Source organism: Demequina sp., from assembly GCF_016278775.1.
Classification (GTDB): Bacteria; Actinomycetota; Actinomycetes; order Actinomycetales; family Demequinaceae; genus Demequina.
In genome coordinates this window covers 1-12,968 of record NZ_JADQBF010000078.1, presented here as the reverse complement: position 1 = coordinate 12,968, position 12,968 = coordinate 1, and the positions used below count along the sequence as shown (strand labels likewise).

The 12,968-nt window shown below is 66.9% G+C and carries 15 protein-coding genes; 8 read left to right on the top strand and 7 right to left on the bottom strand.

Annotated features, from left to right (window positions below):
• Positions 1-7: 7 nt before the first annotated feature.
• From QZZ33_RS09065 to QZZ33_RS09050, 4 genes are all read right to left on the bottom strand, one after another.
• Positions 8-703, bottom strand: coding sequence for a hypothetical protein (locus QZZ33_RS09065; RefSeq protein WP_291379560.1), 696 nt, complete (start codon positions 701-703; stop codon positions 8-10).
• A 65-nt stretch (positions 704-768) separates the two neighbouring features.
• Complete coding sequence (locus tag QZZ33_RS09060) at positions 769-2,427, bottom strand: ABC transporter permease subunit (RefSeq protein ID WP_291379558.1); 1,659 nt, start codon at positions 2,425-2,427, stop codon at positions 769-771.
• A complete protein-coding gene (locus QZZ33_RS09055; protein WP_291379556.1) occupies positions 2,424-3,356 on the bottom strand; it encodes an ABC transporter ATP-binding protein in 933 nt (310 codons plus the stop codon). Before QZZ33_RS09055 ends, QZZ33_RS09060 begins: the two co-directional genes overlap by 4 nt.
• Positions 3,353-3,826 carry a MarR family transcriptional regulator gene (locus QZZ33_RS09050; RefSeq protein WP_291379555.1) on the bottom strand — a complete coding sequence of 158 codons (474 nt, stop codon included), beginning with the start codon at positions 3,824-3,826 and terminating at the stop codon, positions 3,353-3,355. The genes QZZ33_RS09055 and QZZ33_RS09050 overlap by 4 nt, the downstream gene beginning before the upstream one ends.
• Before the next feature lie 443 nt (positions 3,827-4,269).
• On the opposite strand from QZZ33_RS09050, the gene QZZ33_RS09045 reads away from it, so the two are divergent.
• Together QZZ33_RS09045 and QZZ33_RS09040 are read left to right on the top strand one after the other, a co-directional pair.
• On the top strand, positions 4,270-6,426 hold the full coding sequence (locus tag QZZ33_RS09045) for an RNA degradosome polyphosphate kinase (RefSeq protein ID WP_291379605.1): 2,157 nt from the start codon (positions 4,270-4,272) through the stop codon (positions 6,424-6,426).
• Positions 6,423-7,397, top strand: coding sequence for an NUDIX hydrolase (locus QZZ33_RS09040; RefSeq protein ID WP_291379553.1), 975 nt, complete (start codon positions 6,423-6,425; stop codon positions 7,395-7,397). The genes QZZ33_RS09045 and QZZ33_RS09040 overlap by 4 nt, the downstream gene beginning before the upstream one ends.
• Positions 7,398-7,602: 205 nt before the next feature.
• Here QZZ33_RS09040 and QZZ33_RS09035 read toward each other — a convergent pair whose 3' ends face one another.
• Together QZZ33_RS09035 and msrB are read right to left on the bottom strand one after the other, a co-directional pair.
• The gene (locus QZZ33_RS09035) at positions 7,603-8,202 is read right to left on the bottom strand and encodes a hypothetical protein (RefSeq protein ID WP_291379551.1); all 600 of its coding nucleotides are present in this window, start codon (positions 8,200-8,202) and stop codon (positions 7,603-7,605) included.
• A 33-nt stretch (positions 8,203-8,235) separates the two neighbouring features.
• On the bottom strand, positions 8,236-8,667 hold the full coding sequence (gene msrB / locus QZZ33_RS09030; RefSeq protein WP_291379549.1) for a peptide-methionine (R)-S-oxide reductase MsrB: 432 nt from the start codon (positions 8,665-8,667) through the stop codon (positions 8,236-8,238).
• A 345-nt stretch (positions 8,668-9,012) separates the two neighbouring features.
• Here msrB and QZZ33_RS09025 point away from each other — a divergent pair, with 345 nt between their 5' ends.
• The 5 genes from QZZ33_RS09025 to QZZ33_RS09005 all read left to right on the top strand — a co-directional run bounded on the left by QZZ33_RS09025 (position 9,013) and on the right by QZZ33_RS09005 (position 12,040).
• The gene (locus tag QZZ33_RS09025; protein ID WP_291379548.1) at positions 9,013-9,852 is read left to right on the top strand and encodes an AzlC family ABC transporter permease; all 840 of its coding nucleotides are present in this window, start codon (positions 9,013-9,015) and stop codon (positions 9,850-9,852) included.
• The gene (locus tag QZZ33_RS09020; protein WP_291379547.1) at positions 9,849-10,163 is read left to right on the top strand and encodes an AzlD domain-containing protein; all 315 of its coding nucleotides are present in this window, start codon (positions 9,849-9,851) and stop codon (positions 10,161-10,163) included. The genes QZZ33_RS09025 and QZZ33_RS09020 overlap by 4 nt, the downstream gene beginning before the upstream one ends.
• Before the next feature lie 91 nt (positions 10,164-10,254).
• Positions 10,255-10,920 (top strand): hypothetical protein, encoded by a 666-nt coding sequence (locus QZZ33_RS09015; protein WP_291379545.1) that lies wholly within the window; start codon positions 10,255-10,257, stop codon positions 10,918-10,920.
• A 38-nt stretch (positions 10,921-10,958) separates the two neighbouring features.
• Positions 10,959-11,729 (top strand): AzlC family ABC transporter permease, encoded by a 771-nt coding sequence (locus tag QZZ33_RS09010; protein ID WP_291379543.1) that lies wholly within the window; start codon positions 10,959-10,961, stop codon positions 11,727-11,729.
• Positions 11,726-12,040: an AzlD domain-containing protein gene (locus QZZ33_RS09005; RefSeq protein ID WP_291379541.1), complete on the top strand. Its 315-nt coding sequence runs from the start codon at positions 11,726-11,728 to the stop codon at positions 12,038-12,040. Before QZZ33_RS09010 ends, QZZ33_RS09005 begins: the two co-directional genes overlap by 4 nt.
• Positions 12,041-12,070: 30 nt before the next feature.
• Here QZZ33_RS09005 and QZZ33_RS09000 read toward each other — a convergent pair whose 3' ends face one another.
• A complete protein-coding gene (locus tag QZZ33_RS09000) occupies positions 12,071-12,310 on the bottom strand; it encodes a hypothetical protein (RefSeq protein WP_291379540.1) in 240 nt (79 codons plus the stop codon).
• Positions 12,311-12,452: 142 nt separating this feature from the next.
• Here QZZ33_RS09000 and QZZ33_RS08995 point away from each other — a divergent pair.
• Positions 12,453-12,968 (top strand): VanZ family protein (locus QZZ33_RS08995; RefSeq protein WP_291379538.1); only part of this gene is annotated, 516 nt, incomplete at its 3' end.

Below are 12,968 nucleotides of genomic sequence, written 5' to 3'. Positions count from 1 at the left end.
GACCAGCCTAGGTCAGCGTCTTCTCCACTGGCTCAAAGAACAGGTACTCGCCCTCGGCCACCTCCACCGTGACGGCCTCCACCTCCGCGAGCGTGCCATCGGGTCGCTGGGCGAAGTCGTAGTACGCCGCCGTCTGGCCGGCGGGAATCTCGAGCCCGATGCTCGAGGCATAGCCGGCGTCTTCGAGCCCGGTCGTGTCGCACCCACCGCCCTCGTAGTGCAAACCGCCGCTGACGATTCCTACGGTGGGCAGGTCGAAGCCGCCGAGTTCCGCATCGGGTGTCACCTGCATCAGCACCACCGTGCACTCGCCACGCTGGGTCACACCGTCGATCGTGACGGTCATCGGGTGCACGTTGTCGAAGAAGTCCACCATGTCGATGTCGACCGGCACGCCAGCGGGAAGCAGGTCCCCCGACACAGCAAGGGGGCTCGGTTCGCCTCCAGACGAGAACGCGGCGTCGAACTCTGCACCGTCTAGGGCCGCGTCGTCCTGAGCCGCGTCGTCCTGTTCGGTGGGTTCCGCGGCAACCTCCGTGGTCGGCGTCGTATCGGCGTCGTCGCCCTCAAAAAAGTCCACCGCGTCGCGCGCGGCGGCCATGACGACGCTGGGGCCCATCAGTACCACCAGCAGCGCGGCGGCACCGACCACCGCGAGAATCATCACCAGAATCGCGGACGTGCTCTCCGAGCGCTGTGCCATATCGCCCCTCCTGTTGTCTGGAGGAACTCTAGCGCCACCAGATGTCGTGAGCGTGAACGCACCTGCTATCCGTTCAGATCGCGCCTCCCGTACGCCAACACCCCGGCGGCCACGAGCACGGCTGCCACGCCCAGCAAGACCCCAAGGTGAGACAACGTGAGCCCGGCCTCCAAGGGGTTCGGTGTCGCGTAGTAGTAGAAGGGGGAAACCTTCGCCCAGCTCGCCAGGTCGGGATTCACCGGAATGAAGGCGTTGATCCCCCAACCCAGCACCGCGACTCCCGTGCCGAAGCCCGTGGCGATCACGGAGCGCCCGGTCAACGCCCCTGCAAAGAACGCCGCGCCGCCCAGCACCGCGCCGAGGCCCGCTGTCAGTGCGCCAGCAGCGAGGATGTTCCCGTAGTCGAGACCCAAGCCCACGATGAGGTTGCCCACCGCGATGCCTGCAGCTACTGCTGCGCCGACGATGACGCTGCCCACGGCCATGGCGGCCGCTTTGCTCCACGCGAACCGAGCCCTCGACGTGGGGGTGCCAAGCACCACGCTCACCGTGCGCCGCTTCTCTTCTCCCGCGAGCGCGGCACCGGCGCCGATCGCGACCACCGCGACCGCGATGGGCGCCGTGATGCTGAGCCCCTCGCCGAAGTACCACCCAGTTGCCGTGGTGAAGTCCGCGAAGCCGACCATGGCCATCATCGCCTCCGGCAAGGCCTCGACCAGTCCACCGAGCGAGTCTTGAATCGTGGGGAACATGAGGCCCTGCATCACCAACACCATGAACAGGCCACCGGCCGCGATGGTGAGCACGGCCCGCGAGTCGCTCAGCGCCTTTGACACCAGGCCCCGACTGCTGCCAGAACCCGCGAGCAGCGCCAGTGAGCGCTCCAGGTAAGGGTTGTCGCGTAGCCGATCAAGGAGGGAACCGGAAGTGTCGGCTGACCTCAAGTCGCGGTGGTTGACGCCCCACCAAGCCAAGCCCGCGAGTGCCCCCGCGATCGCCACCAGCACCACGACCTGCGTCCAGTTGACGCCGTTGATGAGCGGTTGTGCGCCGCCGATGTAGTACCACGGGAAGATCTTCGCGATGCCCGCCCACCCCTCGATCATGGGGAGCAGTCCCGACGCCAAGAACGACACCACGATGAGTCCAGTGCCTGCACCAGAGGCGAGGCCCCTGTTCCCTGTGAGAGCGCCGACCGCGAGCGCGAATGCACCGTAGGCGAGCGTGACCGCGCCGAGGTGAACGGCGGCGGCCGCCAGGTTGAGCGAGCCAGCATCGGATCCGCTGATGGCCGCGGCGAGTACGTAGGACGCGAAGGACAACACGGAGGCCGCCACGATGATCGTGGTGGCCGCGAGCGTCTTCGAGGCAAGCAGCCTGCTACGGCTGCGCGGCACGGTGGCGAGCAGGTTCATGGTGCCGTCTCGCTCTTCGCCGGCGAAGGCCTGCGCACCCATGGACACCGCGATGCCGCACAGCACGAAGGGGCCGAGGAAGTTGAACATGTTTGCCAGCATCAGTCCGGCCGTTCCCGAGTCCTGGGGAACGCCAAGCAGGGACGTGTACGCGTCGGGCAAGCTGGCCATGTACTCGCCAACGGCGTCGTCGCTATCCGCGTATGCCCACAGCCCCATCCACGCGACCAGAAACAGTGAGCCGACGGCGATAGAAGCGCCGAGCCACCGGTCGCGGATGCTCTTGAGGTAGACGGTGCGCAGCATCATGCCGCCGACCCCTGTTCTGCCTCGCCGGAAGCCTCGACCTCGTCGCGGTAGAACTCGAGGAACATCTCATCAAGATCGACTGTCGCCGAGCTCACCGACAGCACGCCGTGCGCGGTGGCGGCCTTGAGCAGCGGCGCCATCGACCCCTCGTACTGGGCGGTCACTGACGCGCCCTCGGCGCTCACCTCATGCACCCCCTCAATTCCCTGGAAGTCCCCCGCGGGCACTGGCTCAGGGAACTCGAGGGTGATGCGGCGCAGGGCCTTGTCCTGAAGGTCGGCCATGGCCTCGACCGCGATGAGGTGGCCGCGGCGAATGAAGCCGACGCGGTCGGCGACGCGTTCCACCTCGCTCAAGGTGTGGGAGGACAGGAAGACGGTGTTGCCCTCGCCCACGTGTTCGCGCATGAGGTTGTGGAACTCGAGTTGAACCAACGGGTCAAGGCCGGTGATCGGTTCGTCGAGGATCACGACGCGCGGCCGGTGCATGAAGGCCTGGATGAGGCCGACCTTCTGGCGGTTTCCAGACGACAGCTCGCCGACCTTCTTGGACAGGTCAGCGTCAAAGCGGGCGGTGAGTGTGTCCACCCAAGCCCAGTCGATGCCACCGCGCAGGTTCGCCAGGTACTGAAGCGTCTGCTTGCCAGTGAGGTTGGGGTAGAGCGCCAGATCTGACGGGAGAAAGCCGAGGCTTCGGCGGATCTCGACCGCGTCCTTGCGGGAGTCGAGGCCCAGCACCCGACACGTGCCAGACGTGGGGCGGATGAGGTCGAGGATCGCCCTGATCGTCGTCGATTTTCCCGCGCCGTTGGGGCCGAGGAACCCGAAGATCTCGCCCTGTTCAATGGCGAGTGAGACGTCGTCGACGGCGGTGAAGTTGCCGAAGAGCTTGGTGAGGTGATCTACCTCGATAACGGGGGTCGTGGTCATGACCCTTCCTTTCTCATGAATTCGTCAAAGCGCTCCATGACGCGCGGCCATTCGGCCTCAAAGAACCGGACCATGAGGTCCAACGTGGTGATGCGGTCTTGGCGGGTGGCGGGAAGAGCGGCAAGGCCGGCGTCCGACACGGCGCGCAGCTTGGCGATGCGCACGTCTTCGCTCCCCATGAGTTTGAGCCACACCCCCTCCGGCAGTTGATAGAACTGCGTGCGCACGCCGAGGCGGCGCACCCGTTCCACGAGGCCAGACGTGATGAGGGCTTGGAGTTGGGTAGACACGGCGCCCGACGAGAGCCTCAGGGCCGATGCGAGTTCCGCCTGAGTCTGGGCAGCGGGTTCGCACACCATGAGGTGGCCGAGGATCGCGCCAGCGGCGCGAGACATTCCTGCGTACTCCCAGAACTGCGCGGCCTCGGCAGCGAAGGCGTCGTGCGCTGAGGTCCGTCGTGACGAGGTCATGTTTCAGTTCTATCTGAAACTTATGAAAACTCGCATCATCCCCACGGATGATTTCGCGCGGAGGTTCCGGCGCGCGGCCCGTCTGGCGCGTGAACGTTCACCAAAGACGCTCGCCACATGCCTCGCCACCATGCCACGATGGGGCCATGCCCCAAGACCCTCAGCAGCCCGCCGACACCGGCCAGCAAGCGACTCAGCAGGACGACATCGCGGTGCCGCAGGTGAACGACGCGGACTACGAGGTCACCGACGTGGTGGCGATGGCGCCCGATGGCTCACTTCTTCCCACCGGCTACCCCGAGCGCGGGCACCGTGAGGAGCCAGCGCCTGACCTGGATGACGAGCCAGAGGATGAGCCAGAGGATGAGCACTACGACCTCCCGGCCGACCCGACCACCGAGGCGCTCACGATCATCGAGTCCGAAGAGACCTTCCCAGTGCCGATGCTCCCCAACCCCATGGAGCCCACACACGAACCACCCGAGGGGCTCCCGGACGATCGCTTCCTCGACCGTGAATTGAGTTGGTTGGCATTCAACGAGCGGGTGCTCGAGCTCGCGGAGGACGAGTCGACTCCGCTCCTGGAGCGCGCCAGATTCCTCGCGATCTTCGCCTCCAACCTCGACGAGTTCTTCATGGTGCGGGTGGCTGGCCTCAAGCGCCGCATCGCGGCCGGATTCGCCGTGCCGAGCGCCACGGGCCTCAGCGCTACCCGCCTCGTGGAGCTGCTCACGGAGAACGCCCACGAACTGATGGATCGCCACGCCGACGTGTTCCACGACCGTGTGCGCCCTGCTCTCGCGAAGGAGGGCATCACGCTCGTGAGGCACGACGACCTCGAGGAGCCGGAACAACGGCGCCTGCGCAAGCTGTTCCGCTCCGACATCTTCCCCGTGCTGACGCCGCTGGCCGTGGACCCCGCGCACCCCTTCCCGTACATCTCCGGCCTGTCCCTCAACCTCGCGGTGGAGATCAGGGACCCCGACACCGGCAAGGACTACTTTGCCCGCGTCAAGGTGCCGGAGACTCTCCCACGGTTCCTCAGCGTCGACGCCAAGGGCAAGGCGTCGCAAGTGACAGACGCCTCGGCGTTGTCGGACGAGCCGCGCAGTTTTGTGCCTCTCGAAGAGGTCATCGGCGCCCACCTCGACTACCTGTTCCCCGGCATGGACGTGGTGGACCACTACACCTTCAGGGTCACCCGCAACGAAGACGTGGAGGTCGAAGAGGACGACGCGGAAAACCTCCTCAAGGCCATGGAGCGCGAGCTGTTGCGACGACGCTTCGGCCCCGCCGTGAGGCTCGAGGTCGCAGAAGACCTGAGCCCCAAGGTGCGCGAACTGCTGGTGCGCGAGCTCGGCATTTCGGATTCAGACGTGTACCACCTGCCGGCTCCCCTCGACCTACGCGGGCTCGACGTCATCGCAGACCTCGACCGACCACGCCTGCAGTTCCCCGCGTTCAGGCCAACGACGCATCACAGGCTGGCGCCAGTGGAGACGGCAGACGAACAGGACATGTTCCAGGCCCTCAGCCGCTCTGACGTGCTGCTGCACCACCCCTACGACTCGTTCTCCACCTCGGTGCAGGCATTCGTGGCCCAAGCGGCCGTTGACCCCAGAGTGCTTGCCATCAAGCAGACGCTCTACCGCACGTCCGGCGACTCCCCGATCGTCGATGCGCTCATCGAGGCGGCCCGCAACGGCAAGCAGGTGCTCGCACTCGTGGAGATCAAGGCGAGGTTCGACGAACAGCGCAACATCTCGTGGGCGCGCAAGCTCGAACAGGCTGGTGTGCACGTGGTGTACGGGCTGGTGGGTCTCAAGACTCACTGCAAGTTGCTGCTGGTGGTGCGTCAAGAGGAGGACGGCCTGCACCGCTATTGCCACATCGGCACCGGCAACTACCACCCGCGCACCGCGCGGCTCTACGAGGACTACGGCCTGCTCACCAAGGATCCGGACGTCGGGTCGGACCTCACCAAGCTCTTCAACCAACTCTCTGGCTACGCGCCCAAGGCCAAGTTCCGTCGACTGCTGGTCGCGCCCACGTCGGTACGTGCTGGGCTCATCGACCTCATTGACGCCCAGTCCGACCGCGCCAAAGAGGGCAAGGAGGCGTGGGTCAAGTTCAAGGTCAATTCCGTCGTCGATGAGAAGATCATTGACGCGCTGTATCGAGCCTCCCAAGCGGGCGTGAAGATCGACCTGGTGGTGCGCGGCATCTGCGCCCTGCGAGCGGGCGTTCCTGGACTCAGCGAGAACATCCGTATTCGCTCCGTGCTGGGTCGGTTCCTCGAGCACTCCCGCGTGTACGCCTTCCACGGGGAGGAAGAGCCCGTGGTCTACATCGGCTCTGCGGACCTCATGCACCGCAACTTGGACAGGCGCATCGAGGCCCTCATCTCCATCGCGGACCCCGCCCAACGCGAGCTGCTGATCGAGAACATCGACCTCGCCATGGCCGACGACGTCGCCGCGTGGGAGTTGAACTCGGATGGCGCCTGGCAACGCTCCACCACGGGTCCTGACGGTCCGCTGCGCGACTTGCAGTCGATGTTCATTGAACGCCAGCCCCGACGTAGGACACAGCGCAAGTGAAAGTAGAGCCCGCCGACGTCGTTCTTGCGGCAGGCGCCCTGGTGTGGCGTGTGCGGGGCGGCCAGCTTCAAGTCCTCGCCGTGCATCGTCCGCGCTACGACGACTGGTCGTGGCCCAAGGGCAAGCTGGACGTGGACGAGACGCTACCGGCGTGTGCCGTGCGCGAGGTGGCGGAAGAGACCGGGCGCGTGATCGAGCTCGGCCAACCCTTACCCACGTTGCGCTACCCCATCGCGGGCGGCAAGGTGAAGATCGTGCGCTACTGGGCGGCGCGGGTCATCTCGTCCGAGGCCCCCGCAGCGATCGCGCGCGAGGCCGTGAAGGACGCCTCCAAGAACGAGATCGACAACGTCAAGTGGCTCACGATCGAGCAGGCACGACACCTCATCACGTTCCACGACGACCTACGCCCCCTCGAGCGCCTCATCGACGAGTACGAGGCGGGCAGGCTTCGCAGTCGAGTGCTCATCCTCACCCGTCACGCCAGGGCCAAGCGCCGCAAGGCGTGGAAGGGCAAGGACATCGACCGACCCATCACGAAGGCCGGCAGGGTGAGGGCGCGCGACTTGGTGGGGCTCTTCGCGGCGTTCGGCACCTCGAAGGTTGCATCCTCACCCGCGCTGCGTTGCCGCCAGACCCTCGAGCCGTACGCGGAGGCCGCGGGTCTGCCGATCCGCACCATCGCGTCGTTCACCGAGCCCAAGCACGCCAAGCATCCAGAGGCGACCGCCAAGGCCTTCAGGGCCTTGCTCAGCAAGAAGCGCGACAGGGTGGTGAGCGTGCACCGGCCCACCCTGCCGACCATCGTGAAGATCCTGAGGGAACACACCACCTCGAAGACGCGCGGAGCGTTGCCGCGCACCATGCCGTATCTGCCGGCAGGAGGCGTGTTGATTGCCCACGTGATCGACCACGAGGGCGAGCCGCGCGTGATCGCTGTCGAGAGCCACCTGCTCAAGCCAGCCCTCTAGCCGCACCGTCCACGGCTCGCGTGGGGCCCACATGGGCAAAGAAGAAGCGCCGGACCGGGAGCGCCAGACGGCGCTTAGGCCGCTCTAGGCGGCTGGTGTTGGAGCCCGGGGCTGCCACGGTCCGACGCCTCTCTCAGGATACTCCGCCATGCGGGCTCGCGAGTCAAACCAGTGACGAAGAAGACACCTCGCGCGCCCGCGGCGCCTAGTCGAGTTTCTGCTCCCGCCACAGCATCGCCGAGCGTTCCAGCTCTTCGCCGGTGCGCAACAGTTGGGCGGCGCGCACCGTGGCCTCGTGGGCGCGAGCATCGGCGTGGCCCTCGTCCGACTGTGCCTCGAAGGCGGCGCCGGTGGCGACCACGCGACAAAACGCGCCTGCCCGTTCGAGCGCGACCGCAAGGTCCCCAGTGAACACCCCCGACAGGATGAGGTCGGCGAGAGTGCGCACCTCGTCAGGGCCGGGAGGATCCTCCACACCCGCGATCGCGTGACGCACTTGCGCGGCCTGCACGCCGTGGTGATAGGACCGCGCGACGGACTCCGCAGAGAACTTCACCCACTCGCGCAGCATGTAGATGCGCCACAGGGCACCCGGCAGGGTGTGCGGCTCGGCCTTGGACCACATCATGGCGACGGTGTCGATGCCCTCCTCGTCCACGAGTCGCACCAGACGGGCCGTCACCTCAGGGTCGCGCAACGCCCTTGCCTGAGCGACGAGCGCCGCCGCGGACTCGTGCGCCACGAGCGCGCGATCCAAGGGGTCAATGTCGCCCTCGATCTGCTCGGCCTCCTCCATGTCAAGCATGGCGGGGCGCCGGTGATTTCGCCGCTCAGCCACCTAGTCGGCCTCGCCCGGATCGGCGTCGTCGTTCTCACCGTCGTCAAAGGTCAGCGACACCGAGTTGATGCAGAAGCGGTTGCCGGTAGGCGTCTGCGGAGCATCGGGGAACACGTGACCCAAGTGAGAGTCGCAAGCGGCGCAGCGCGCCTCCACTCGCACCATGCCCAGGGTGCGGTCCTCCAGCAGGGTGACAGCGTCGTTCTCGGCCTCAAAGAAACTGGGCCAGCCGCAGTGAGAATCAAACTTGGTGTCCGAGCGGAACAACTCCACTCCGCACGCGCGGCAACGGTAGACGCCCTCTCGCTTCTCCTCCAGCAGCTCGCCGGTCCAGGGGCGTTCGGTGGCGGCCTCGCGCAACACCTTGTACTCGAAGTCTCCGAGCTGGGCGCGCCATTCGGCGTCCGTCTTCACGATCTTGTTGGGTGACATTGCCACTCCTTCCGTGCCTCACGCTAGCGGGCCAGACGGAGGCGCCTTGACGGCGTCTCCACGACGTCGAGAGGCGAACCGGGCCATGCGCAGCTTGACCAGCCGCACGCCCGCCAGAGTGCGAGACCCACGGAAAGAGAGCGCAGGCGCCCAACTCCGAGGGGGGGTTGGAGCTGGGCGCCGCACTACATCTCCCCGTGAGGCTCGCGCCTTGGCGGGTACACCGTTCCCAACGACGGGACGGTGAAACTTGTTCCCGCCATTGTGCCCGATGGTGAACCGGGTTCTGACACGGGTGCCAACTCTCACGCCACTGGCGTCGGATGCTCGTGCCAGACTGGCCCGGTGACGCCACACCGGCCCGATTCTGACTCGGCTGACCGCGGCAGTGGCGCGGCCACCGGCGGCCCCGTTCTTGGCATCAGCCGCCTGCAATGGGCCGACGCTTGGGCTGGGCTCAAGGCGATCGCGCCGCTGATGCCCGGTTCTGCCGCCTTCGGTCTTGCCTTTGGTGCGCTCGTGCCCGTCGCAGGGATCAACCCCTGGACCGGCCTGTATGCGTCGGTGTCGGTGGTGGCGGGCGCCAGCCAGATCTCCGTGGTGGAGTCGGTGCGTGCTGGCGCCCCAGCCGTCATTGCCGTCGTGACGGCGCTCATCATCAACGCCCGCTTCGCGCTCTACTCGGCGGCACTCGGGCCGGTGTTCTCGGCCTTCCCGCGACGCTGGAAGCTGGGCCTCGCCCACATCATGACCGATCAGGCGGCCGTGGTCGCGCTGCAGCATGCTGACCGCTACCCCGACCCCGTGCGTCGTCGCTGGTTCGTGTTGGGCGGCGCGCTGCCCTTTGTGACGGTGTGGATTGTGGGCACCCTGGTGGGGGTGGTCGCCGGCCCGATCATCCCCGACTCATGGCAAATCGGCTTCATCGTGCCGCTGATGTTTGTGGCGGTGATGGTGCCTACGCTGCGCCGTTCGGAGGACGTGGTCGCGCTGGGCATCACCGCGGTCGTGGTGGTGGCGTCGCGGGGCCTGCCGTATGGGCTCAACGTCATGGTGGGCATCATCTCCGGCATTGTGGCTGGTACCGCGTGGGCGGAGTGGGCCGACGCTCGTCGGCGCGCGCGCGGAATGCCCCCGGAGTCGCTCGCCGACGCCGCCGAGCACGAGGCGGAGGGCGGGCTATGAGGGTCTTCCTGATCTTCACGGTGGTGGCCGTTGGCACCTATCTGGTCCGGGTGTCCGGCATTGCGCTCCTCAGCAATCCGGAGAAGTTGTCGCCACGCGTGCGCCGCGCCTTGGGCCTGGTAGCACCCACTGCCATGGGCGCCATCATCGTCAACTCGCTCTTTCTTGACGAGGACGGTTGGAGGGAGTTCGGGGCGTGGCACCTCGGTGCCGCCGTGGCCATCGCCGTGGCGTTGTGGAAGCGCTCATCCGGCTGGGCGATGTCCCTGGGGGCCGCTGCCTTTGCCTTGCTGCTGCTTGCGGGGATGTAGCCGAGCCGTTGCGCCAGCCTCAGAAGGCATGCATTCTGGTGCCTTCAAGCGGCGAAGGCTCACCGGATGCCTGCCGGGATGGGAGTCCGTCATGAATGCCCGCCTCCGCCTGGTCGGCGTGGCCACAGGCCTCGCGCTCGCTCTCGCCGCATGCTCAACAGGCGCCGAGTCCCCAAGCCCGAGCCCCTCTCCTTCTGACCCGCCCACGACCGCCGCTTCCGCCAGCCCGTCAGCGGAGCCGACCTCCGCGTCGCCGTCCCCCACCACGCCCGACTGCGCGGACGACGGCATCGTGCCTGGGCGCCTCAACTGCCTCGACACCAACCTGCCAGTCGCGGGAAACCCCGGCGAGTCCGATGTGTTGTGGGACGCCGACTTCTGCTCGGCAGGGGATGGCCGCTACGTGTACATCGCGTCGCCCGAACTCGTAAGCCTCGGCGGCTCAAGCGGCGGGAACATCGACCGCATCGACGTGTACGACCCCGCGCTCACCACGGCAGAGGGCATTCACGTGGGCTCGTCTCAGGCAGATGTCGCCGCCGCCTACCCGGCCACGCCCTCGGTGACCTCCTTTGCTGGCACGGAACTCGTGGTGCTTGACGGACCGGAAGGCTTCGTCACGATCGAGCTCGCGGACGCGTGGGGCACAGAGCCGTGGACCGTGGTGAACATCCGCATCTACGCCGCCGACCAGGACCCCAACGGGCCGGTGTACGGCTCCGAGGACTTCGCGGGAGCGTGCCCCTTCACGATGTGACTAGCGGGAGCACCCCCGCTGCGTGACACACTCGCTCTGTGACCGACCGCGACTCCTTCAGCCTGCGCGTCCCGCGTCACCTCCGCCACCAGTTCGTGCAAGGTGCCAAGCAGATGCTGCCGTTGTCGGTGGGCGGCGCCGTATTCGGCCTGGCCATGGGCGCGCTCATCGCGGCGTCAGGCATGCCCCTGTGGGCCGCCGGGATCGGCACCGTGCTCATCAATGCGGGGGCAGCGCAACTGGCGCTCATTGACCTGGCCACCAAGGGCGCGCCGTGGGTGATCATCCTGGCCACTGTGGCCGTGGTGCAGGCGCGCTTCGCGCTCTACTCCGCCTCGCTAGCGCACGAGTACACGGTGTTCCCTCGCCGATGGCGGCTCGCCTTGGCGTTCCTGCTCACCGATCAGGCCGCGGCCTTCGAGAAGCACTTCGCGCCGCGCATCCCAGATGCCGTGAGACGACGCTGGTTCTTCTTGGGAGGCGCGTCGCTGTTCGCCGGTCTGGCCATGGCTGGAACGCTCGTGGGGATCCTGGTAGGGCCAGTGATCCCCCTGTCTTGGCAGATCGGGTTCATCGTGCCGCTCATGTTCTTGGCGATCATCCTGCGCACGGTGAGCGACAGGCCGGGCGTCATGGCGGTGCTTGTTGCGGCGGTTACCGCCGTCGCCACCCGCGACCTTCCCTACGGCTCCAACGTCATCGTCGCCACGCTGGCTGGGATCCTCGTGACCAGGCTCGTTGCCCCAGCTGGTTGGTATCGCGGCGCGCCAACGGGTGAGGAGACCGAGCCAAGGGAGGGCGCCCCATGAGCACCCTCATCCTCTTCGCGCTGGCCGCCGCGCTGACGTTCGCGATCCGCTACTCCGGCATCGCGCTGTTCGCAGGTGACCGAGAACTGTCACCAGGCTGGGCGCGCACCCTGGAACTCGCAGGGCCAGCGGCCATGGCCGCCATCGCGGCCAACACGCTGCTACTCGACAACGACGGCTTCCGCGGATTTGGCGCGTGGCATCTCATGGCCGTGGCGGCCGCGGCGGTCGCCATCTGGAAGCGCGACACCAACTGGATTCTGCTCGGCGGAGCCGTCGGTTTCGTGGTGTTCCGCCTGCTCGGACTGTAGGCGGGAGAGTGGGCATCGCCAGCGTCGTCGCTACTTCTGGACCGGGCCCTTCTTGCCTTCCCAGCCGGAGTGGTTCATGCCTTGGCTTCGCTGCTGCTTCTGGATCTGCGAGTCGGGCGGCTGCTTGGCGTCAGGGTTCTGGTTCTCGCCGTCGCCGTCGCTGTGCGAACCGCTCTGCCACGGAGGCGCTCCCGCATGGTCCGGGCGGTGATCTGCCGCGTTGTCGACGTCAACCGGCTTGTCTTGGTCACGATGCTCGTGATCGGTCATCACACACTCCCTTTCTTGGGAACGGTCGGTCACTAGTGCAACGATATGGGCGGGCGACTTCATCCTTCCTGGTCATCATGGGGGCTACGCGCAGGCACCGATGGACGGCGCCGGTCGTTGATCGCCCACAGGGAGGCATGTGATGCGGGGCAGCTGGGAGTCGTTCGGCGTGACGACGGGAGTGCTCGTCGGCGTCGGCGTTGTCGCGGCGTTGGCACTGTTGGTGGTGGTCGTGGCGGTGCTGGGCGGAATGCGCCGCGCGCTGCGGCTGACTCCCTTGGTGCTGCTGGCCATGACCACCGTGACGATCCTGGTGGCGACGCTGGGGTTCAGCGTGGGCGACCCGGACGCACCGGGGGGCATCAACATTGAGCCCTTCGTGGAGATTCGCCGTGGACTGCGCGCAGGGGCATCCGACGCTGTCGCCGCGAATGTGTGGGGCAACGTCGCCATGTTCGTGCCGCTAGGTTTCCTGCTGATGTGGCTGTGGACCTCGCCGCTCATCGCCCGCGTCATCATGGCAACCGTTGCGGGCACCGGGCTGTCGATCATCATCGAGTTGGCGCAACTCACGCTCGGGCGTGTGGCCGATATTGACGACGTCATTCTCAACGGAGCGGGCGCCCTGCTGGGCGCTGCGGTGGGAATGGTCGCGGTG